At 67.8% G+C, this 20,513-nt stretch carries 20 protein-coding genes and 2 pseudogenes; 12 read left to right on the plus strand and 10 right to left on the minus strand.

From position 1 onward, the window contains the following. Window positions 1–422 precede the first annotated feature (422 nt). The 5 genes from AB0F68_RS08165 to AB0F68_RS08185 all read left to right on the plus strand — a co-directional run bounded on the left by AB0F68_RS08165 (window position 423) and on the right by AB0F68_RS08185 (window position 6,218). Complete coding sequence (locus tag AB0F68_RS08165; RefSeq protein WP_357333796.1) at window positions 423–2,918, plus strand: low temperature requirement protein A; 2,496 nt, start codon at window positions 423–425, stop codon at window positions 2,916–2,918. A 166-nt stretch (window positions 2,919–3,084) separates the two neighbouring features. After that, entirely contained in the window at window positions 3,085–3,234 is a 150-nt protein-coding gene (locus AB0F68_RS08170; protein ID WP_357333798.1) for a hypothetical protein, read from the plus strand. A gap of 1,506 nt (window positions 3,235–4,740) precedes the next feature. Continuing rightward, complete coding sequence (locus AB0F68_RS08175) at window positions 4,741–4,965, plus strand: hypothetical protein (protein WP_357333800.1); 225 nt, start codon at window positions 4,741–4,743, stop codon at window positions 4,963–4,965. Between the two features lie 219 nt (window positions 4,966–5,184). Continuing rightward, window positions 5,185–5,388, plus strand: a complete 204-nt coding sequence (locus AB0F68_RS08180) for a cold-shock protein (RefSeq protein WP_357333802.1) — start codon at window positions 5,185–5,187, stop codon at window positions 5,386–5,388. A 143-nt stretch (window positions 5,389–5,531) separates the two neighbouring features. Next, on the plus strand, window positions 5,532–6,218 hold the full coding sequence (locus AB0F68_RS08185; protein WP_357333805.1) for a transposase: 687 nt from the start codon (window positions 5,532–5,534) through the stop codon (window positions 6,216–6,218). 139 nt (window positions 6,219–6,357) lie between these two features. Here AB0F68_RS08185 and AB0F68_RS08190 read toward each other — a convergent pair whose 3' ends face one another. From AB0F68_RS08190 to AB0F68_RS08205, 4 genes and pseudogenes are all read right to left on the minus strand, one after another. Next, on the minus strand, window positions 6,358–6,570 hold the full coding sequence (locus AB0F68_RS08190) for a hypothetical protein (RefSeq protein WP_357333807.1): 213 nt from the start codon (window positions 6,568–6,570) through the stop codon (window positions 6,358–6,360). Window positions 6,571–6,866: 296 nt separating this feature from the next. Beyond that, window positions 6,867–8,498 carry a cytochrome b N-terminal domain-containing protein gene (locus AB0F68_RS08195; RefSeq protein WP_357333809.1) on the minus strand — a complete coding sequence of 544 codons (1,632 nt, stop codon included), beginning with the start codon at window positions 8,496–8,498 and terminating at the stop codon, window positions 6,867–6,869. Beyond that, window positions 8,495–8,671: pseudogene (locus tag AB0F68_RS08200) on the minus strand ((2Fe-2S)-binding protein); the annotation flags it as partial. The gene AB0F68_RS08195 and the pseudogene AB0F68_RS08200, both read right to left, overlap by 4 nt. A gap of 294 nt (window positions 8,672–8,965) precedes the next feature. Then, on the minus strand, window positions 8,966–9,328 hold the full coding sequence (locus AB0F68_RS08205) for a hypothetical protein (RefSeq protein WP_357333811.1): 363 nt from the start codon (window positions 9,326–9,328) through the stop codon (window positions 8,966–8,968). A gap of 300 nt (window positions 9,329–9,628) precedes the next feature. On the opposite strand from AB0F68_RS08205, the gene AB0F68_RS08210 reads away from it, so the two are divergent. Beyond that, entirely contained in the window at window positions 9,629–10,036 is a 408-nt protein-coding gene (locus AB0F68_RS08210; RefSeq protein WP_357333813.1) for a DUF6153 family protein, read from the plus strand. A 72-nt stretch (window positions 10,037–10,108) separates the two neighbouring features. Continuing rightward, window positions 10,109–10,798 (plus strand): DUF305 domain-containing protein, encoded by a 690-nt coding sequence (locus AB0F68_RS08215; protein ID WP_357333815.1) that lies wholly within the window; start codon window positions 10,109–10,111, stop codon window positions 10,796–10,798. Window positions 10,799–10,865: 67 nt separating this feature from the next. On the opposite strand, the gene AB0F68_RS08220 is transcribed toward AB0F68_RS08215, so the two are convergent. Continuing rightward, window positions 10,866–11,108 (minus strand): heavy-metal-associated domain-containing protein, encoded by a 243-nt coding sequence (locus tag AB0F68_RS08220; RefSeq protein WP_357333869.1) that lies wholly within the window; start codon window positions 11,106–11,108, stop codon window positions 10,866–10,868. A gap of 285 nt (window positions 11,109–11,393) precedes the next feature. On the opposite strand from AB0F68_RS08220, the gene AB0F68_RS08225 reads away from it, so the two are divergent. Next, entirely contained in the window at window positions 11,394–12,815 is a 1,422-nt protein-coding gene (locus AB0F68_RS08225) for an MFS transporter (protein WP_357333817.1), read from the plus strand. Between the two features lie 209 nt (window positions 12,816–13,024). Here the strand turns inward: AB0F68_RS08225 and AB0F68_RS08230 are convergent, their stop codons facing one another. Continuing rightward, entirely contained in the window at window positions 13,025–13,642 is a 618-nt protein-coding gene (locus AB0F68_RS08230; RefSeq protein ID WP_357333820.1) for a DUF2218 domain-containing protein, read from the minus strand. Between the two features lie 192 nt (window positions 13,643–13,834). On the opposite strand from AB0F68_RS08230, the gene AB0F68_RS08235 reads away from it, so the two are divergent. Next, window positions 13,835–14,416, plus strand: coding sequence for a TetR/AcrR family transcriptional regulator (locus AB0F68_RS08235; protein WP_357333822.1), 582 nt, complete (start codon window positions 13,835–13,837; stop codon window positions 14,414–14,416). A 238-nt stretch (window positions 14,417–14,654) separates the two neighbouring features. Here the strand turns inward: AB0F68_RS08235 and AB0F68_RS08240 are convergent, their stop codons facing one another. Next, window positions 14,655–15,047: a metalloregulator ArsR/SmtB family transcription factor gene (locus AB0F68_RS08240; protein WP_357333824.1), complete on the minus strand. Its 393-nt coding sequence runs from the start codon at window positions 15,045–15,047 to the stop codon at window positions 14,655–14,657. Window positions 15,048–15,151: 104 nt separating this feature from the next. Between AB0F68_RS08240 and AB0F68_RS08245 the strand changes: the two genes are divergently transcribed. Then, the gene (locus tag AB0F68_RS08245; RefSeq protein ID WP_357333871.1) at window positions 15,152–17,077 is read left to right on the plus strand and encodes a heavy metal translocating P-type ATPase; all 1,926 of its coding nucleotides are present in this window, start codon (window positions 15,152–15,154) and stop codon (window positions 17,075–17,077) included. A gap of 115 nt (window positions 17,078–17,192) precedes the next feature. On the opposite strand, the gene AB0F68_RS08250 is transcribed toward AB0F68_RS08245, so the two are convergent. The 3 genes from AB0F68_RS08250 to AB0F68_RS08260 form a co-directional block, all read right to left on the minus strand. Beyond that, window positions 17,193–17,858, minus strand: coding sequence for a methyltransferase domain-containing protein (locus AB0F68_RS08250; RefSeq protein WP_357333826.1), 666 nt, complete (start codon window positions 17,856–17,858; stop codon window positions 17,193–17,195). After that, window positions 17,827–18,486 (minus strand): helix-turn-helix domain-containing protein, encoded by a 660-nt coding sequence (locus AB0F68_RS08255; RefSeq protein ID WP_357333828.1) that lies wholly within the window; start codon window positions 18,484–18,486, stop codon window positions 17,827–17,829. The genes AB0F68_RS08250 and AB0F68_RS08255 overlap by 32 nt, the downstream gene beginning before the upstream one ends. Window positions 18,487–18,859: 373 nt before the next feature. Then, complete coding sequence (locus tag AB0F68_RS08260; protein ID WP_357333830.1) at window positions 18,860–19,123, minus strand: DUF2283 domain-containing protein; 264 nt, start codon at window positions 19,121–19,123, stop codon at window positions 18,860–18,862. Window positions 19,124–19,345: 222 nt separating this feature from the next. Here AB0F68_RS08260 and AB0F68_RS08265 point away from each other — a divergent pair, with 222 nt between their 5' ends. Beyond that, window positions 19,346–19,930, plus strand: coding sequence for a hypothetical protein (locus tag AB0F68_RS08265; RefSeq protein WP_357333832.1), 585 nt, complete (start codon window positions 19,346–19,348; stop codon window positions 19,928–19,930). Between the two features lie 136 nt (window positions 19,931–20,066). After that, window positions 20,067–20,414 (plus strand): annotated as a pseudogene (locus tag AB0F68_RS08270) (IS110 family transposase); the annotation flags it as partial. Window positions 20,415–20,513: the final 99 nt, after the last annotated feature.

A 20,513-nucleotide genomic window follows, 5' to 3' on the forward strand; every position in this document is an offset into this window, starting at 1 on the left:
CGTCGTCGGACCACGAAACCGAAGTCGTCGGTCATTGCTCCTCGTTCACCGTCGACGGACGGGCCTGCGCTCGGTGGTGGGTGGTCGGTCAGGCGGCGCCGAGTGCCGCGAAGGACGCCTCGGCCGGCTTGCGCAGCATCGGTACGAGGTCCTGGACTGGCCGGGGCAGCCCGGCCAGGAGCAGCTCGACCTCGGCCGGCGTGGCGACGCGGTCGAAGAATCAGCTGCGCTACCCGGCCGTGGGAAGCTGGACCTGACCTACGAGGGCAGGAGTTCCCGTCCGAGTCGGGCCTGATGTTGCTCGTCTACGCGGGAGAGCGTTGCACGTCTGTGCAGGTACATGACGGACGCGATCCCGGCCACCCTGCAGCCGGCCAACGAAACCCGCCCTCCGGCTCGGACCGAATGGCACAGTGGGACAAGTGACCAGGAGCCGGTCGGCGCTGCAGGCGGGCGCGCGATTCCTCGGAGGCATTCAGCGATCCACCGGGGGCGCCGGGGTGACCCGGTTGGAGTTGTTCCTCGATCTGGTGTTCGTGTACGCGTTCCTGAGCGTGACGGACCTCATGGCGGAGAACTTCCGAATCGAGGGCCTGTTCCAGGGCGTGCTGGTGGTTTTGTTGCTCTGGCGATGCTGGAGCGCGTACACCTTGCTCGGCAACGTCGTCAGGTTGGACCGGGGGTCCATGCGGCCGCTCATCTTCGGGGTGGCCGCGACCATTCTGCTGATCGGGATCGCCGCACCGGTGATCTTCAAGGATCGGCCAGGTGGCTTGTTCGGGCCGTTGATCTTCGTCGTCGCGTTCCCGCTGGCCCAGTTCAGCGCGCTAATGATATTGACCTACACCATTTCGGGCGGGACCCGAGGACCCCTTCTACGCGCATGGTTGCCGTTCTCCGGCGGCGCGGTCCTGCTGCTGTGCGGTGCGCTGCTCCCTCGCCACCTGCCTCCAGACGTCGACGGTGGGTCCGTTCGACTGGCCCTCTTCTTCGCCGCCGCCGTCGTCGATTTCATCGGCGTGGGCGCGATCGGCGCGGGCACCTGGCGGATCGTGTCCGTGCCGCACTGGGTCGAGCGGCACCGGCTGGTCATGCTTATCGCGCTTGGCGAGACGATTATCTCGATCGGCACTGCCCGTGGCCTCATCGGCGACCCACCGATCACCTGGTCAGTCATCGGAGGCTCCGCCCTGAGCCTCGTCGTCGTGGCGGTGCTCTGGTGGCGTTACTTCGACATCGCCGGATTCGCCGCCGAGCAGGCGCTGGAGCACCAGCCGCCAGCCAGCAGGTCACGACTGGGCCGGGACGCGTACAGCGTCCTGCACGTTGTCATGATCGTCGGCCTCGTCCTGATCGCGCTGGGGCTCAAACGCGCGTTGAGTTCCGTCGAGCCCGCCACCGCGTACCGGTGGGACCGGCTGAGCACGCTCGTCCTCTACGGAGGTGCCCTGGTTTACCTGCTCGGTCTGGTGGCCCTCGAGCGCCGTACCATTCGCTTGCTCGGTCGAAGCCCGCTGCTGGGGATCGTCCTGGTGACCGCCTTGGCTCCGGTCGCGGTCCGCCTGCCGCCGGTGGGCGCGGTGGGGCTGCTCGCCGCGATCCTCACGAGCATGGTCCTGGCCGATCTCACCGTCTTCCGCCGGCGGCATCACCTGCTGCATGCGAAGGCGGCGAAGGCGTCGGTCCGGGCCACCACCACCGGAGTCACACCAAAGGAACTCTTCCTCGATCTGGTGGTCGTCTACACGTTCATCCAGGTCACCGTGTTGATGACCCGCCACACCACCGGGATCGGGGTCGCGCGGGCCTTGGCGGTGCTCACCCTGCTCTGGGTCGCCTGGTCCCTCAATACCCAGGTGGGGAACGTCCTTCGCCGCGAGTCCATCCCCGTGCGGTTGAGTGTCCTGGTGGTCGTCGCGCTGACCCTGATGATCGGTATCGCCATCCCACAGGCCTTCGACGTGGTACCCGACGGGCTGCCCGGCCCGATGATCGTCGTGCTTTGCTACATCGTGCTGCGCGTGCTGCACCTGACCACGCTCCGGCTGGTCGTCCGCGTGGACCGGGCATCACATGCCCAGATGCTGCGCGCGGGTGCTCCGACGGTGGCCGCGCTCGTCCTGCTGGTGCTCGCCGCGCTGGCATCCTCGCGGTCGCATGCCCCCGAGGGGCTGAGCCAGCTCGTGGCGAGTCTCTGGCTGACAGCCATCGTCGCCGACCTCGCCGGGGGTTACCTGGTCGTCCAGCGGTTCTGGCGGGTGATTTCGGCCAAGCATTGGACCGACCGGTACGCCCTGATCATCCTCATCGCACTGGGGGAGTCGGTCATCTCGGCAGGGGTGGCCGTCGCTGGCCGCCCGATTTCCTGGTCGGTGATCGCCGCCATCGCCACCAGCATGGTCCTACTGGCCGCACTCTGGTGGGCGTACTTCGACACGGACGCGATCGTCGGAGAGCGCGCCATGCAGGACCGGACCGGCAACCAGCGAGCGGAGCTGGCCCGCGACGCATACACCTACCTGCACCTGCCCATGATCGTCGGGTTGATGCTGGTTGCCTTCGGCCTGCGAAAGACCCTCGAGGTGGTCAGCGACCCGTCAGGACCGGCACGCGCCCCGCTGTGGCACGCCGCCCTCTTCGCGGGAGTGCTCGCCTATCTCCTCGCCAACCAGGCATTCTGGTGGCGCATCCGGCGCGAGCTCCGCTGGATCCGGGTCACCGGTATCCTGCTCGTGGCGATCCTTGCGCCGGTAACCAGCCTACTGCCGCCGCTCTGGGCGCTGATCATCCTGACGGCCACCAGCGCCGCTGTCATGATGACCGACTCCCACCACGCCGCCCGGCTACGGCAACGGCTGCACGAGCCGCCACCGTCGACCATCCTGACCGACGCACGGCCCGCCAGCCCCAACAGGTAACCCACACCAATGACACCGGTGGGCAGTCGCAATGTGGGAGCGTCTCGCCGAGCGCCTGGACCGAGTCTGGCCGGACATCGGTCCTGCGGGAAGTCTCTTACAGGTCCTAACAAGATGATCTCTGGGTCTTCCGTCCTTTGTAGAAGGTGATCTATGATGCGGGGCCGTGAGGCGTGGTGAGCAGCCGCCGTGGATCGTGCCGGACGGGCTGTGGCAGCGCATCGAGCCGTTGCTGCCGAAGCCTGAGTGCAACCCGCGGCGCGACCCGGTTGGCGTGGTTGCTGTCGCGCTCGCGCAGCATGACCGGCGCAGGTAGTCCTGCTCCAGCTTACCTACCGCCCTATGTGTCATTGAGGGCCTTGAGCTGAGCGAACGTCCCGCACATGTTCATGACGTTGGTGCGGGCTACGGGGTTGATGCCCGCCGCCCTGCGGCTGCCCTTCACACCACTGGTGCCGACCCAACCCACTGCACTCGGTCATCGCCTAGCGGATGCTTCAGGCGCGGATCGCGGTAGATCCGGTAAGCCGGTTGTGTTGATCGGCTCAACGTCAGCGTTTCGATGCGTGGGTGGGGGCTCGGTCGTTGGAGCAGATGAAGTCGCTGTCCCCAGACAACATCGGTGCTCGCCGCAGATTGCGCGATGTTGTTGATACGCCAATCGCCAGCGCGCCGTGCGGGGCATCCGCGCTGTTTGGGAAGCCTGTACGGTCGGTGAAGGCGTCGCGGAAGGCCGGGTAGTACTCGTGCAGCAGCGATTCGCAGCGCGGCGGGCTGCGTCAATCCAGTGAGCTACGGTGATCGCAGGGGCGCGAGCTGCACGGTCCAAGTCCGGGCTGTCCCGACGACCGCAATTGCCCGGCAGAGGAGGTCGCAGCCCAGCTGCGGACTTCCTTCTGCGAAGCCGCGGTTGATGAAGCTGATCGCTCTCGGATGGTCACCTGCTTCAAGAGCATTCTCCAGCCCGGTGGCCAAGACTGCGGCGAGCGCGGCGTGAAAGCTGTCTGCCCCTCTTTCGCGGAGGGTCTTGGCGGGCTCGCGCAATGGTGACGGAGAGACCGCGGGCGGGGCTAACACGAAAGTCATGTCCTTCTCCTGTGCGTCGGTGTTGCTCGGTCAGGCCAGCCGGATTGGCGCCCACCTGCCGCAGCCGTGTCGCAACGGCCTCGTCGTACCGCGCTGGGCGGGACTGGCTGATTGTTGCTGGCAAGGTAGCGGCTGATGATCCGGGCATGATCCCTGACGGGACGCCAACGCGTCGTTGTGCCTGAGGCAGACGTTTCCCGAAGGGCCGCCTGAAGGGATGACCCGCCACTGGACGCCAGCCATGCCTCCGACCATGATGGTCTGCCTCACGGCGTCGCTGGTCGTCGCCTGTAACGGACGCGGCGTTGCCCGTCAGCACACTGAAGTGTCGGTGGCAATCGGATGGTCTGCCAACGCTCGGCCCTCAAACCTCAAAGTTGTCCTGTGGACACTGCTGAGACCTGGCAGCGCGCCCGGTAGGCGCTGGCCCGACAACGATCTTGACGGACTGATCCACCACCCACTCTACGCGCACTACACGCACTGGTGCCGCTGCCAGCTCAGGGAGCTTCCAGCGATGAATGTGGCTGCCTCTCGGCGAGGATCGATACGACCTCGTCTCGTGTCCATTGTCATGTCCGCCCAGGTGTGGTCCATCGTCCGAGCCTCGCCTGTGTCGGCGACCTGCGAACTACAGCAGCGGTTGCACGTCGGTAGATCCGGCTGCGCGAGTCGACCGAGGAGCCCGCGACAGCGCCACTGCACCTGGCATCTCCACTCGACTAGCTTCTACGACATGGCAACTACCGTGCTACGCGTCCGGCTTATCGGCGGCGACCGCATGGACCTCACGTACGACAAACCGGACGTCTCCGACGAGGACGAGCTTGTGGAACACGTGGTCTCGACCCTGGCGCAGGATTCGGGAGTGCTACGCACTAAACACGGTAATCGGCTCGTCGTACTCTACGGCCGAGGCGTCGCAGCGATCGAAGTTGCGCCTCGCGGTGCAGTGCTGTGACGGAGGCCGCGCGCATGGGGCTGCCGGCGAGCGCCGAATTCTGTGTTATGGTTGCCTGGTTGCAGTTTTGATTTCCGTAGACGTTTCGGCGCCTGATGGGTTAACCAAAACCCATCCAGGTGCTTTTTTTCGTTTCGTGTCGTTTCCGGCGCGGGTGATCAACGCGGTGGCGCGCGAGTCCGCACAGAGCGGTCTCCAACAGCCTGCGAAGGAGCAGACATGGCTACAGGTACCGTGAAGTGGTTCAACGGCGACAAGGGCTTCGGCTTCATCAGCCAGGACGGCGGCGGCGCCGACGTTTTCGCCCATTTCTCGGCGATCTCCGCGAGCGGCTTCCGCAGCCTGGCGGAGAACCAGCGGGTGGAGTTCGACATCACCCAGGGCCCGAAGGGCCCGCAGGCGTCGGATATCCGCTCGCTCTGATCCACGCTTCGCCGCGGCGGCCTGACTGGTTCAGCGGGCCGTCGTTCGGCGTCGTCTATATCATTTGTTCAGGTTCGTTTTTGCGATGCCCGTGGCCCGGCTACCGGCAACTGCGCCGCTTCGCCCGCCGATTTGCTCGTGCGGTGTGGGCAGACCAGAGCACAGCGGCGCTGCGGGCGTTGACCGAGCATCGTGAGGACCTGGTGCGCACCCGCACCCAGACCGTCAACCGGCTGCACGTCCTGCTCGCTCAGCTGCTGCCCGCCGGCGCCGCAGCCAACCTCACGGCCGACGGCGCAGCGGCCCTGCTGCGAACCGTGCGTCCCCGCGAGCTGCTGGCCCGCACGCACCGCCAGATCGCGGTCGACCTCGTCGCCGAGATTCGACGCCTCGACCGGCGCATCAGCGTCGCCGCCGATGCGATCACCGCTGCCGTCGCCGCGTCCGGCAGCACCCTGACCCGCCTCTACGGCGTCGGCGACATCGTCGCCGCCATCGCCCTCGCCCGCACCGGGTCGGTCAGCCGGTTCGCCTTCTCAGCCCACTTCGCGTCCTTCGCCGGCGTCGCCCCGATCGAAGTCTCTACCGGCGACGTGGTGCGCCACCGGCTCTCCCGGGCCGGAGATCGCCAACTCAACCGTGCCCTGCACGTCATCGCCATCACCCAAATCCGCGGCGACACTGCGGGAGGGGCCTACTACCAGGGCAAACGACAAACCGGCAAGAGCCACCGCGAAGCGCTGCGCTGCTTGAAACGCCGGCTCGCCGACGTGGTTTACCGGCCCCTGCTCCGCGACACGGACACCTCACGCGGGACTACCCCTTGTTAGAGAGAGGCGCCGAAGAGGTCAGCTTCTTCCGGTTGGTTTTAACTGGTTGCGAGCGTGCCGCCATAGCTGCTCGAACTCGCCGGCGGACAACGTCTCCAGCAGAGGCTGGATGTCGGCGTCAGGCGGCGGGAACGGCGCTTCAGGTACGACGCCATATCGCCCTCTCGTAGTTCGCTACAGCGCCCTCGCCGCCTAAGTCGCGTGCCGCCAGCACTTCCGCAAGAGACGCCGATGCCACTACCGCTCCATCGCCGCGCAGCTCAACGTGGCGCAGGGACCACCGATCGGTGTCGAGTTCGTCGTAGCTCCAACGATCCTCTTCCGGCCGAGACCAGCGGACGTAGCTCAGCATGTCGTCATTGTGGTGCCCGCCTGGCCGGAATGTCGCCGTGGACTGTGGGACATCCCCGGCCCTCACCACGACGACCGAGGGGCGTGCCGGCGGCGACCGGGCCGACGCCGAGAGCGGGGTCCTGCGCCGGGCCGCTGCGTCCGTGTCAGGGGGCGGCGGGAGGCCGGAGCGGGGCCGGTGGGCACGAAGACGTACGCGGGCACGGAGCTTCGCCGTCGGGCCACGATGGCGCCGGAAAACGGACGTGGCGCCCGCCGGAGATCCGGCGGGCGCCAGGGTCACGTGTGTCGGGCGGGTCAGCGGCGGCTCTCGCCGCTGGTGATCTCCTCCCGCTCCGGTCTGGGTTCGACCGGCGGGTGACCCGGCGAGACCGGTGGCTCGGCCGGCTTTTCGATCGGGTAGAAGAAGCCCCGGATGGCCGGGCCGAGCGCGCCGAGCCGGTTCATCTTCTTGGGGACGGCCCAGCAGGCGTAGTCCAGGGCCGGGGCGTGGCCGTCGTGCCCGTCGACCGGGGTGAGCGGCTGGTGGACCTCGACGAACCGGCCGTCGGGCAGCCGCCTGATGATGCCGGTCTCCACGCCGTGGGTCAGCACCTCCCGGTCGTGCTGCTGCAGGCCCAGGCAGAGCCGGTAGGTGACGTAGTAGGCCAGCGGCGGGAGGATCAGCAGGCCGATCCGGCCGGCCCAGGTCATCGCGTTCAAGCTGATGTGGAACTTGTCGGCGATGACGTCGTTGCCGCCGGAGATGGTCAGCACGAGGAAGAACGCCACGGCCATCGCGCCGGCGGCGGTCCGGGCAGGAACGTCCCGGGGCCGTTGGAGCAGGTTGTGGTGCCGGTAGTCCTTGAGGTGCCGCGCCTCCAGGAACGGGTAGAACAGCGAGATCGCGATCAGGATGCCCGGCAGGACGACCGTCGGCCAGAAGATCGGCGGGATGACGTACCCGTCGCCGATCGGGATGGAGATCTCCCATGCCGGCATGAGTCGGGTCGAGCCGTCGAGGAACATGACGTACCAGTCGGGCTGGCTGGCGAACGAGACCACCCACGCCTCGTACGGGCCGAAGTACCAGATCGGGTTGATCTGGAACAGGCCGCCCATCAGCGCGATCACGCCGAAGACAACCATGAAGAAGCCGCCCTGCTTGAGCGCGTAGCGCGGGAAGAACCGCTCGCCGACCACGTTCTCGTTGGTCCGGCCGGGGCCGGGCCACTGGGTGTGCTTCTGCTTGAACAGCAGGCCCAGGTGGACGCTGATCAGCGCCACCAGCAGCGCCGGGATGAGCAGCACGTGGACGATGAAGAGGCGGCTGACGATGATGGTGCCCGGGAACTCGCCACCGAAGATCGACGAGCTGACCCAGGAGCCGATCACCGGGATCGACAGGATGATGCCGGAGGCGATCCGCAGACCGGTGCCGGAGAGGCCGTCGTCCGGCAGCGAGTAGCCGGTGAAGCCGGCCAGGAAGCCGACCCAGAACAACAGCGAGCCGACGATCCAGTTCGCCTCCCGCGGCTTGCGGAACGCGCCGGTGAAGAAGACCCGCAGCATGTGCACCACGATCGAGGCCATGAACAGCAGCGCCGCCCAGTGGTGCATCTGCCGCATGATCAGCCCGCCCCGAACCTCGAACGACAGGTCCAGGCTGGAGGCGTACGCGGCCGACATCGGGGTGCCCCGCAGCGGGGCGTAGCTGCCGTCGTAGACCACCTCGCTCATCGACGGCTCGAAGAAGAAGGTCAGGAAGACACCGGTCAGCAGCAGGACGATGAACGAGAAGAGCGCGATCTCGCCGAGCAGGAAGGACCAGTGGTCCGGGAAGACCTTGTTCAGCAGCTGGCGCAGCGGGGTGGCCACCTGGAAGCGGTCGTCCACCGCTCCGGCGGTTTTGGCCGGCAACGCGGCCGCATGAAACTTTCGGCGCTTCATGGCCGCTCCCAGAAGTCGGGACCGATGGTTTCGGTGTAGTCGGACCTCGCCACGAAGAAGCCCTCCTCGTCCACCTCGATCGGCAGCTGCGGCAGCGGCCGGTTCGCCGGGCCGAAGATCGGCTTGGCGTTGTCGGTGATGAGCAACTGCGACCGATTCCGTGGAAGAACCAGTCAGCAGCATCCCTCAGCGCGAAGACGACCACGCCCGACCGCCACAGCCGACCATCCATTGACCCGGCGGCCCAACTGCTTCACCTCGGCGTTGCCTACCTGCACGTGGCCCCAGACTGCCGCATTACGGTCAGGTACGCGGGCGAAACGCCCGTATAGGGGCAAGCGACGTCTTCCGGTTCTGAGGTCTCCAAGATCCGGACTATGCACGGAATGATCAAGCGGCGGACACTGCCTCGATCTAGGCCCGCCCCAGGTCAGGTCGGGTGCGTCGGCTCTAGCGCTACTGCCTTCCTAAACCGTGTGTCGCAGGTTCGAACCCCGGTCCGGGGCGTCAGGTCGCACCCGTATCGCGAGGATGGCGTCCGCCCGCGTCGGGTCAACCGCGAGGTCGTACGCGTCGATCTGCGAACGGCTGTCCCAGGTGACCCGATCGCGGCTGGCCATCAGCGTGTCCGACGCGGAGTCCAGGCCGTACGTGATTCCGCCGCTGGTGCGGAGGAGGTGGAAGTCCGCGTGCCCGGCAAGTGAGAGGGAGTGCCAGGCGGCGCCGCCGTCGCGGCTCTCGACGAGGCCGAGATGAGCGGGCCCGGGCTGTCCCGGCGCGGGATGGCCAGAGGCGAGGAAGGAATCCGGCCCGACGACGGCGAAGCCCATCGTGTCCAGGCGCCCTGGCCGCCCTGGTCGCCGTTCCCTTCCTTCTCTACGCGGGCGTCCGCTGGGCCGGCATCGCCTGGTTCCGGCGGGAGCTTCCCGCGCTACGGCTGTCGCCACGCGTCTACTGGGCCTACGGCATTGCCTTCCTGCTCTACAGCACGGTCCTTCGCAATCTGCCGTGGCCGCCGTTCACGTGGTTCGACATCCCGAACGTGACCCACTGATGAGGCACATGTGATCCACACTGCTCTTCTCGGCTTTAGCGCTGACTAATCTAGGTACGGGATGAAAAGTCCGGCGGTGAACGAACCGAACCTGCGGAGGCGGCAGACGCTTCTGCGGTTGACGCTGCTGGTCGCCTTGGCGTTCGGCGTGTTCGGCATGCACACCTTCGGCCATCCGCCCGACCTCGAGCACCCCGCCGTCGGCCATGGCACGACCGCCGGACACATGATCGAACCTGTGCCGGCGCCCGCGCAGGGCCACGACGGCTCGCACGGCCATGGCGACGATCTTCACGCTTTCACCGTGTGCCTGGCTGTGCTGGGCGCCGTGCTGGTCCTCATCTCTGTGGTGTTGCTCCGGCGGCGCCGGCGGGACCTCGCCATGCCGGCCGGTGCCTGGCCATGGGTGACGGGCAAGTGTCGAGCTCCACCACGACGCCCCATCGGGCTACATCTCACCGTCCTGTCGGTCCTGCGGACATAGGAAGCGCGCGATCCGGGCTGTCCGGATCCAACGGCCGTTTCCGAAAATCTAGCGACAAGGACCACGTACCTGATGAAGCGAACCATTTTGCGCCGCAGCGCCCTCGCCGGCGTCGCCCTGTCTGCTCTGCTCGTCACCGCAGCTTGCAGCGGCGGTGACGACATGGCCGGCATGGAGCACGGCAACAGCGCTCCGTCGGCGAGCACCTCGTCCTCGGCCAACGCCACCTTCAACGACGCGGACGTCATGTTTGCTCAGATGATGATCCCGCACCACCGGCAGGCGGTCGAGATGGCCGACCTGGCCCCGACCCGGGCGAGCGACCCGGAGCTGAAGGACCTGGCTGCCAAGATCAAGGCGGCCCAGGATCCCGAGATCACCACGATGAAGGGGTGGCTGACGTCGTGGGGGAAGCCCACCGACCTCCCCAGCAACCACAGCATGCCGGGGATGAGCTCGGGTCCCGGTCACAACATGCCCGGGATGTCGGCCTCGCCCGGTCATGACATGCCAGGGATGAACTCGGAGATGCCAGGCATGATGTCCGAGCAGGAAATGGCGGACCTCGCCGCTGCCACGGGCACCGAGTTCGACAAGCAGTTCGCCGAGATGATGATCGGCCACCACAACGGCGCCGTCGAGATGGCCAAGACCGAGCAGACCAGCGGCAGCAACCCCGAGGCCAAGGCGCTCGCCGCCAAGATTGCCTCGGACCAGGCCGCGGAGGTGCAGACCCTGCAGAAGATTCTCGACCGCCTGTAAGGAACGTCCCTCCGACCGGGCTGCATCCCCACGGCGTCGCGCCGTGGGGATGCGGAACCCCTGCACATCAATCCACGAGCTGGTAGCCAGCCCGCTGAACGGCGGCATGGACGTCGGCGGCACCCAGCGGGTTCTGGCTGAGAACGGTGATCGTGCCCGCGGCCACGTCGGCCTGGACATCGGTCACACCCGCGATCTCGGAGACGTGCCCGGTGACCTTCTTGGCGCAGCCGCCGCAGGTCATACCCGAAACCTGGTAGGTGCTCCGGGCGCCTGCGGTGGTGTCTGCCGCCGCAGGGGCGCTGTCGATCGTGACGGTGCCGCAGCCGCAGCTCGATTCATTGCCGCACATGTAGATCTCCTCGATGTTGCAGACGATGCCGTGACGGTGCGCAGGGCCCGTCCAGCCGCCGGCTCAGCTATGCGCTGAACGGCCAATCCGACCATACCCCTGCCGGGTATGCGTCTCAAGACCTCGGCGGAACCTGTCGTTTAAGCGCTGTCTAAGCCTCCGTCACTTGACGATCGATACGGGTGGGGGGTAGAAACTTCTCGCTACCCATACCCCCTACGGGTAACCAAAGGAGTGATTGTCATGGCATCCGCTTCGAAGCGCTGGTGGGCCCTCGGACTCATCGCCCTCGCCCAGTTCATGGTCATCATGGACACCTCGATCATCGGCGTCGCACTCCCACGCATACAGACCGACCTCGGCTTCTCACCGGAGAACCTGTCCTGGGTCTTCAACGCCTACGTCGTCGCCTTCGGCGGCCTGCTGCTGCTCGGCGGCCGACTGTCCGATCTGCTAGGTGCCAGGCGCATGTTCGCCGCGGGTTGGCTCATCCTGCTCATCGGCTCCGCCGCCGCCGGCCTGGCCGACAGCGTCACGGTCGAACTCACCGCCCGCGCCGTACAAGGGGCGGGCGCGGCGCTGATCGCTCCATCGGCGCTCACCCTGCTCATGATGCTCTTCGGCGCCGAACCCAAGCAGCTCACGCGGGCGCTCGCCCTCTACGGCGCAGCGGCACCGGCCGGCGGCACCGCCGGCGTCTTCCTCGGCGGTGTCATCACCGAATACATCAGCTGGCCCTGGGTCTTCTACATCAACATCCCCATCGCGGCCCTCGCGCTGCTCGCCACCCCTGCTCTGATGCCCGCCGGCGGCACCCGCCGCGGCTCCCTGGACATTCTCGGCGCCCTCACGGTGACCGTCGGCCTCGGCGCTGCCGTCTACGCAATCGTCCGCGCCCCCGAGGTCGGCTGGGCCGCCGGTCAAACCTGGCTGGTCCTCGCCGGCGCCGTCGTCGCCCTGGCCGGATTCGTCGCCCTCCAGGCGGTACGCCGCGAGCCGCTGATGCGCCTGTCCATCTTCCGCGCCCCCAACCTCGCCGCCGCCAACATCGCCCAGCTGCTGCTCGGAGCCGCCTGGATCCCGATGTGGTTCTTCCTCAACCTCTACCTGCAGCAGGTCCTCGGCTACAGCGCCTTCCCCAGCGGGGCCGCTCTGCTGCCGATGACGATCCTCATCATGATCGGCATGATCGCGCTCGCCCCGCGGGCCATCGCCCGGTTCGGCCCGAAGCCCATGGTGGTCACCGGCCTCGCCATCCTCGCCATCGGACTCGGCTGGCTCGCCCTGGTCCGCCCGGACGGCAGCTTCACCGTCGACGTCCTGCCCGCCTCCCTGGTCGCCGCGCTGGGCATGTCCCTGGCGTTCATCCCGTCACTCGGCACGGCAATCTCCAGCGCCCGCCCCGAGGAAGGCGGCCTCGCCTCCGGCATCGTCAACACCAGCTATCAGGTCGGCTCAGCGCTCGGCCTGGCCGCCATGACCGCGGTCGCCTCGTCCGCCGGCGCCGACCGGCCCGGCGACCTGGCCGCTCTGACCGACGGCTACTCCGCCGCCTTCGTCGGCGCCGGCATCATCGCGGTCGCAGGCGCCCTCATCGCCGGACTCACCCTCCGCGCGGCGAAGCGACAGCCCGCCACCGAGGCCGAGCCAGCACCCGTGGCCTGACCGACTGCAACCCAATGACCGCCTCTCCGACGCCGGTGGACCAGTCTGATCCCGACTGATCCACCGGCGCCGCCATTCGATGAGCGCCCACACGGTTCGGCCACGATGGTGAACTGTCCAAGGCTGGGGAGAGCAGGAGCTGGCATCGCCGACGACTCGCCACGGCCAGACTGCGCCGGGAGTGGTGCTCGGTGTTACCGCAGTCCCGTTCAGCTTTGCTCTGGTCGCTTGGTCGCCCTGCGCTGACGGATCTTGATGCGGGCCACGACGATCAGCGCGATCTTGAGTGCGACGAGCGCCGCGACGACGTTTGCCGCTAGGCCGGTCCACCGCGATTCGGCCACGATCGAGCCCGCCAGGCCCACGTGCAGAGCGAGGACCAGAAACACAGCCAACGCGAGGAGGGCGTTCTGGTGACGGGAGCGTGGGAAGCGGCGCCGCTGCCCGCGTGTCACGCCGACGGTGTCCTGAGGGTTCGCGCCGGGGGATTCGAGCTGCCAGGCTACGGCAAGCGGGTTGCGGCTGCTGAACCGTTCGAGGTCGCGGGTGATGATGTCGCGGATCTGAGTAAGGCCGTCTTCGTCCGCAGCGTCGATGCGCACCGTGAGGGAGTCGCCGTCGGCCGTGAGCGTGGCGCGGCCCCATGGGGCGAAGGTGACCCTTCCGCTGGAGTCGCTCCACTCGGCGGCCACTCGCACCTCCCTGCGCGTGTGCAGGTGCATGCGGGCGGAGTGGCCGTCGCTGCCCAGGGCGGCGGCGTGCTTGCAGAACTGGACGAGGTAGCGGCTGGCTCTGTTCGTCTGGATCTGGGCTTGCAGGACTGGCACGGCGTTCCTTCTCGGTCGTGGTCTGTCGGGGAGCCGAGCGCGCCGGTCCGCGGGCCGGCTTCCGGTGTGGCGGGGGTCGGGTTGGAAGGTGCCTCGGTCAGGCGGACCCTGCCTCATGCCGAAAGTATAGAGACAACCTGTCTACGTCAACTGCAACCTGTTCTGCCAGTGAACGACGTGTAGGATGCGGGTGTGCCCAAGCTGTGGACCGAGACGATCGACGCCCATCGGGCAGCGGTTCGGGACGCTGCCATGGATGCCATGGCCGCGCTGGTGGCAGAGCGCGGGCTGGTCGCGGTGACGATGTCGCAGATCGCTGAGCAGGCCGGCATCGGGCGCGCCACGCTGTACAAGTACTTCCCGGACGCCCGGGCCGTCCTGACCGCCTGGCACGAACGTCAGATCACCGCGCACCTCGACCAGCTCACCGCCGCCGTCGACCCCTCCGCCCCGGCCATCGTGCGCCTGGAAGCTGTCCTGCACACCTACGCGCACATCCAGCACCACTCGGCGCGCCACCATGGCGGCGAACTCGCCACGCTGCTGCACCGCGGCGAACACGTCGACCGCGCCCAAAAACGACTACGCGATTTCGTCCAAGAACTGATCGCAGAGGCCGTGCGAGACGGCCACCTCCGCGACGACGTGGCCGCCGACGAATTGACCACCTACTGCCTGCATGCCCTCACCGCAGCCGGTGCCATGCCCCGCCCAGAGAGCATCCAACGCCTGGTCACCGTCACCCTGGCCGGACTGACCGTACATCGCCCGTAATTTCGCCGCTGTCTAGTCCGGTTCATGGGCTCGCTAGGCAAGCCGCCCGATTCCGGCTCCCGCGGGGCGGCGCTCACCATCATCACGTGGGAACGACACCCTCGTGCCGCGTCCGGCGTCGGTAGCGGTCCTGAAACGGCTCGGCCGCAGCTGCCGGGCGTGCCCGAGCGGGCGGAAACCCTGGCCCCGGGGGTACCGGGACGCCAGCGGGCCGGACCAGTCCCGCGGGTCAACCTCGTTAACCGATGTTGGCTGCGGGCTTCGTCTCGTGCACGTGCGGGTGTTCGTCGTGTCGGTCCGGTTGATCCGCGTGGTCGGCGTGGAACAGGGCCTCCGCGAGCAATGCCCGTACGTGGCTGTCGGCCGCGGAGTAGTGCACGAAGGTTCCTTCCCGTCGTCCCTTCACCAACCCGGAGAGACGCAGCTTCGCGAGGTGCTGACTGACGGCGGTGGGACTCGCTCCGACGAGCTCCGCGAGGCAGGCAACCGACGACTCGCCCTGCAGCAGAGCCCAGAGGATCTTGATCCTGGTCGGGTCGGCGAGCAGTCGGAAGCCTTCGGCGGCCAGGTGGACCTGTTCCTCGTTGGGCATCTGAAAGTCGGGCAGCGTGGTGTGCACGGCACCCACCATAGCTGTGCTCCAGCACTCGTCTGCACATCTGCCTGCTTACCTTCATGCCTACGCAGGTAACGTGGCTTGTCGTGACCAGTTCGACGCTCGCCTCGCCACCTGTCATCACCGGCCGCCCCGCCGGCCCCGGTCTCGTCGCCCGCTTCTGGGCGCTGGCCGAGGTGCGATGGGCGGCGATCGCCACCGGGCTGTTCGCCCTCGGCGGTGTGGCCCAACTGCTCGACGCGCCCCCGGCGCTGTGGTGGCCTCTCTACCTGGCGTGTTACGCGGCCGGGGGTTGGGAGCCCGCGCTCGCGGGCCTGCGCGCGCTGCGCGAGCGGACCCTGGACGTCGACCTGCTGATGATCGTGGCGGCGATCGGCGCGGCGAGCATCGGCCAGGTGTTCGACGGCGCGCTGCTGATCGTCATCTTCGCCACCTCCGGCGCGTTGGAGGCCGTCGCGACAGCTCGGACCGCCGACTCGGTGCGTGCGCTGCTCGACCTGGCCCCCGAACGGGCCACACGGCTGCTCCCCGACGGTGGTGAGGAGGTCGTCGACACCGCCGACCTGCTCGTGGGCGACATGATCCGGATCCGTCCCGGGGAACGGATCGGCGCTGACGCCCTGGTGCTGGACGGGACCAGCGACGTCGACCAGGCCACCATCACGGGGGAACCCTTGCCGGTGGCCAAGACGGCCGGGGACGAGGTGTTCGCCGGCACCCTGAACGGGACCGGCTCACTCGTGGCGCGAGTGCACCGGCCTGTCGGTGAATCGGTGATCGCCCGCATCGTCGCGCTGGTCGACGAGGCATCGGCCACCAAGGCGACGACTCAACTGTTCATCGAGAAGGTCGAACAGCGCTACTCCGTCGCCGTGGTCATGGCGACCCTTGCCCTGTTCGGCGTCCCTCTCGCCTTCGGCGCCGAGCTGCAGCCCACCCTGCTGCGCGCCATGACTTTCATGATCGTCGCCTCGCCCTGCGCGGTGGTGCTGGCGACCATGCCACCCCTGCTGTCCGCCATCGCCCTCGCCGGCCGTAACGGTGTGCTCGTCAAATCCGCCGTGGTCATGGAACGGCTCGCCGACACGAGCCTGGTGGCGTTCGACAAGACGGGAACCCTCACCACCGGTAGCCCTCGCCTCGCCGGCATCCACCCCGCGGCCGGTGTCGACGCCAGCGAGCTGCTCCGGCTGGCCGCCGGGGCCGAGAACCCGAGCGAGCATCCGTTGGCGGTGGCCGTCGTGACCGCCGCCCGGGAACGCGGGCTGCCCGTCCCGACCGCCACTGACTTCGACTCCACCCCGGGTCGCGGCGTCTCCGCCCTCGTCGACGGCAAGCGAGTGGCGGTCGGCGGGCCCAACCTGCTCGACGAAGGACCCGAAGCCGACGCCGCCCAGATCCGACGCGCCGTCACCGACGTCCAGGCCGCCGGCCACACCGCCGTCGTGGTCGCCGTCGACGGACGGCCGCGCGGCGTGCTTGCACTCGCCGACCACATCCGCCCTCAAGCCGCCGCCACCGTCGAAGCCCTCACCGCCCTCACCGGCGCCACACCCGTCCTGCTCACCGGTGACAACCCCGGCGCGGCGCGACACCTCGCCGCCGAAGCCGGTATCACCGACACCCATGCCGGGCTACTGCCCGCCGACAAGGCCGACCGGGTCCGCGACATCCAGGCCCGGGGACAACAGGTCCTCCTCGTCGGCGACGGCGTCAACGACGCACCCGCCCTGGCGACCGCAGACCTGGGCGTGGCCATGGGCCGCCAGGGATCAGACCTGGCCCTGCAAACCGCTGACGCCGTGCTCGTCCGCGACGACCTGAACACTCTGCCCGCCGTGATCGCCCTGTCCCAGCGGGCCCGCCGAGTGGTCAAGGCGAACCTCCTGATCGCCGCAACCTTCATCGTCGTCCTGGTGACCTGGGACCTGCTCGGCCACCTGCCTCTGCCCCTGGGCGTCGCCGGCCACGAAGGCTCCACTGTCATCGTCGGCCTCAACGGACTCCGGCTCCTACGCCAATCCGCCTGGACGCAAACGACGTAAGAGATCCGGCCACGACTTCACCAACTACAGGTAGGCCTCGGCGGCCGCCAAAGCCGGGACGGCACGGATTGAGCGACCGAGTCGTGGCCCGACTGCTCCAGCGCGCTCGCGATGTTCACGCGCCCGTCTCCGGCGGGGCCGGCTTGCGGGCGCGGATGCGCTCCACCGTGCCGGCTTTAATCCGTTCGGCCTCCTCGATCTGGAAGCCGGCGGCTTGAACGAGGGATAGCTGCCGGCGGGTGAAGTGCTCCCCGGCTGCGCGAATCGTGATCCGTTCCAGCAGCCACTGTGCGGCGTGGATCGGCGGCCAACTGCTGGCGATGTGGTCCACCAGCAGCAGCGTGCCGCCGGGCACCAGGACCCGGCGCATCTCGGCGATCGCGGCAGCGGGGTCGGGGATGGTGCACAGCGACAGCGCACACACCACCGTGTCGAACGACGCGTCGACGAAGGGCAGTCGCTCGGCGTCGCCTTCGCGCAGGTCCATCTCGCGGCCGAGATCGGTGGCGCGCTCGCGCGCGATGGCCAGCATCGCCGGGCTCAGTTCGATGCCGGTGATGGTGGCGTCGACCCGGTAGTGCGGCAGGTTACGTCCGGTCCCGATCGCGACCTCGAGAACCCGATCGTGAGCGCGCCGGCCGAGCCACTGGCGTCCACCGGCGAACCAGATCTTCTCGAACAAGGCGATCTGCTTGTCATAGCTGGGCGCGCTCTTGTCCCAAACCCGCTTCTGCCGGGCGGTCGGAGTTTCACTCATCTTGCGCTTTGCCGTGTTGGTCATGACAGTCCTTGTCTACGAGCTGGCTGGGGAGGAGGCAGTCGGCATCGAAGGCGGCGGCGCGGATGACGCCCATGACCGCCTGCCGCACCCGGGTGGCGGCCTGGGCCGGGTCGGGTTGCCCGGCGTCGAGCCAGGCGATGATCGCCTCGATCGCCACGACCGGTGCTAGCTGCGCGGCCCACCGGGCGAGGGCCTGGTCCGGGACGACGGCGGAGATCTGCAGGTGGGCGGCGGCGGTGATGTCCGAGCGGAACTTCTCGATGCGCTCCTTGAACTCCGCCTCTCGTAGGGCGTGCTGAAACAGCAGGCGGAACCCGGCCGGTGATTCGATCGCAGCACCGAGCAGGCTGTCGATGCTGGCAGCGGTGAACCCACCGACCGGCTCTTCGACGTGGGCATCCAGCCGAGCGCACATGCGGTCCAGGACGGCTTGGTAGAGGTCGGTCTTGGAGGCGAAGTGCCGGTAGAGGATCACCCGCGTGATCCCTGCCTCGGTGGCGATGTCATCCAGGCTCGTCGCGGCGAAACCCCTACGTGCGAATGCCTCGGTCGCGGCGGCCAGCATCTGTTCCCTGCGCTGCGCGCGGGGCAGACGTCTTGTCCGCTCCGGCTTTTGATCGACCATCATCGGGCTCCGAACGATGTATGTCTACTCCAGAGTGTACTCATGACTGTGTTGACTTAAAAGTGCACAAGCGGCAGGGATCGGTGAACGACTCCGCCGGCGCAGCGGCTGGTCCGATTGAGAGCCGACCTGAAGTGGCCCGCATCAGCGGCAGCAAGGCCGCTCAGCATCTCGGAAGTCGAGTCCAGCGGTCCGGCAGGAAGGCCGCGCTGACGTGCTCGACGAGCGCCAGAGTAGCACCGGGCACCGACACCTCAACCCGCCGTGATCCCGCAGCCGTTTGGGGACGCGTTGGCTATGGGCGCTCTTAAAACCATCCGGCCGGCACCGGACCACACTGCGAGATGGTGGGCGACATCCTCGGGCTGGGCCAGGCTCATTCGCTCTCTGCCTGCTCCTGAGCCGGGTTCAGAATTGCCCGCAGGAGCATGGGCGGTAGCCGTTTGCCAGCATCGAGGATTTCCAGGCCGACGACAGGGCCTTCGGGGTTGAGGTCGAGGTTGTACATGCCTTCATCAGCGCCGAAGCGCACCATCCGCTGCACCCCAGCCGCCGGGATCGGGTGATCGAGGTAGATGTAGGCCGCATCAGCGTCGCTGTCATAAGTGCAGACCAACGCGACCCGTGTCTCCGTGTACATGGCCGTCAGGCTGGCACACGGCTGGCGTGGCGTGCCTCCGACGGTCGGCCGCCTGCCGGCTTTGTCCGGTCTCAGGACCTGCGTGACGGATCAGTTTCGGGACGTGGGTGACACGTCCGGCTAGATGACGTCTCGCGAGCGGGACCGACAGCCGTGCGGGTTCGTGATAGACCGCCATGGTGAGGATGACGTGATGAACCACGGCCTCGGACGGAGATGAGGATGCCTGAACCCCGCGCCTTCTGGCTCGATGAGCACTTCGACCGTGAGCACGGCGCAGACGGGCGCGGTCGCTTCGAGGCCGAGGTGCTGAGGCGTATCGATCAGTTTGCCGACACGTGGGGCGACATTGCGCCCGTTGCCTTCGCTTCCACAGCGTGGCGATTGGCTATTGAGTTGTCACCCGGCTACGTCCGTTGGCACAGACGGATCATCTCGGCAACCTGTACGCCGAGCCGGTGGGACGGGAGTATGACCTGCGCCGTATCGGTGATCTCGCGGTGGCCCGCCGAACTCACTTGGACCAAGCAGTGGCAGCGTGACCGTGGTTGGCGTGACTGGCCGCAGTTGTTTGGCCAGTACACGACACCCTCGGACCAGGACCTGACGCGCAGCCCACATCTACGCGCGATGCTGCAGGTGGAAGCCCCGGTCCCCCTCGATGATCTGCCTCCGGCTCCCGGTGGTCCGCACAGTTCCGTGGCGCCCGCAGCGCGTAAAGCCGTAGTCGTGCTGGTTCGGGAACTCAACGAACTCCTCGCCCCGATGATCGGCCAACTAGAAGCCGGTGTACCGGCAGACTCCTGAGCGTCACGCAGGTCCTGATACCGATCTGTCACGCAGGTCCCGAGACCGGGCAGCGTGCTGCCGTCGAAGTGATCCTGGACCGGCAGGTGACACCCACGTCCAGAAAGCGGCACCCCGCACCACAGCCCTGTTCGGCGTCGGCCCCGACGTCGCCGCCCAGCTGCTCACCACCGCCGGCGACAACCCTGACCGTCTGCGCTCCGAAGCAGCACTGGCCCACCTCTGCGGTGCAGCACCCATCCCGGCCAGCTCCGGACGGGTGCGCCGCCACCGCCTCCACCGAGGAGGCGACCGCGGCGCCAACCACGCCCTGCACACCATCGCGCTCTGCCGCCTGCGCTACGACCAACGAACCCGTGCCTACCTGCAACGACGCACCACCGAAGGCCTCAGCAAGCAAGAAGTCCTCCGCTGCCTCAAGCGCTACATCGTCCGCGACGTCTACACCGCCCTGGTCGCCGACTTCACCGCCCTGACCACTTGACCTCCATAGGAGTCTCCGATGCCTCTGTCGTGACGCCCGTGCCGTGCGTGAAAATCTGGGGTGGTCGCCCGCCGACGTCGTTGATGCTTGGCATCTTGA

It is taken from the genome of Micromonospora sp. NPDC023966, from assembly GCF_040639095.1.
GTDB lineage: Bacteria > Actinomycetota > Actinomycetes > Mycobacteriales > Micromonosporaceae > Micromonospora.

Excerpts from the sequence above, each read along its gene's own strand:
- AB0F68_RS08175 (WP_357333800.1), top strand. The coding sequence starts at position 4,741 with ATGGCAACTACCGTGCTACGCGTCCGGCTTATCGGCGGCGACCGCATG.
- AB0F68_RS08180 (WP_357333802.1), top strand. The coding sequence starts at position 5,185 with ATGGCTACAGGTACCGTGAAGTGGTTCAACGGCGACAAGGGCTTCGGC.
- AB0F68_RS08190 (WP_357333807.1), bottom strand. The coding sequence starts at position 6,570 with ATGCTGAGCTACGTCCGCTGGTCTCGGCCGGAAGAGGATCGTTGGAGC.
- AB0F68_RS08195 (WP_357333809.1), bottom strand. The coding sequence starts at position 8,498 with ATGAAGCGCCGAAAGTTTCATGCGGCCGCGTTGCCGGCCAAAACCGCC.
- AB0F68_RS08205 (WP_357333811.1), bottom strand. The coding sequence starts at position 9,328 with ATGGGCTTCGCCGTCGTCGGGCCGGATTCCTTCCTCGCCTCTGGCCAT.
- AB0F68_RS08215 (WP_357333815.1), top strand. The coding sequence starts at position 10,109 with ATGAAGCGAACCATTTTGCGCCGCAGCGCCCTCGCCGGCGTCGCCCTG.
- AB0F68_RS08225 (WP_357333817.1), top strand. The coding sequence starts at position 11,394 with ATGGCATCCGCTTCGAAGCGCTGGTGGGCCCTCGGACTCATCGCCCTC.
- AB0F68_RS08240 (WP_357333824.1), bottom strand. The coding sequence starts at position 15,047 with ATGGTGGGTGCCGTGCACACCACGCTGCCCGACTTTCAGATGCCCAAC.
- AB0F68_RS08250 (WP_357333826.1), bottom strand. The coding sequence starts at position 17,858 with ATGACCAACACGGCAAAGCGCAAGATGAGTGAAACTCCGACCGCCCGG.
- AB0F68_RS08255 (WP_357333828.1), bottom strand. The coding sequence starts at position 18,486 with ATGATGGTCGATCAAAAGCCGGAGCGGACAAGACGTCTGCCCCGCGCG.
- AB0F68_RS08260 (WP_357333830.1), bottom strand. The coding sequence starts at position 19,123 with ATGTACACGGAGACACGGGTCGCGTTGGTCTGCACTTATGACAGCGAC.
- AB0F68_RS08265 (WP_357333832.1), top strand. The coding sequence starts at position 19,346 with ATGCCTGAACCCCGCGCCTTCTGGCTCGATGAGCACTTCGACCGTGAG.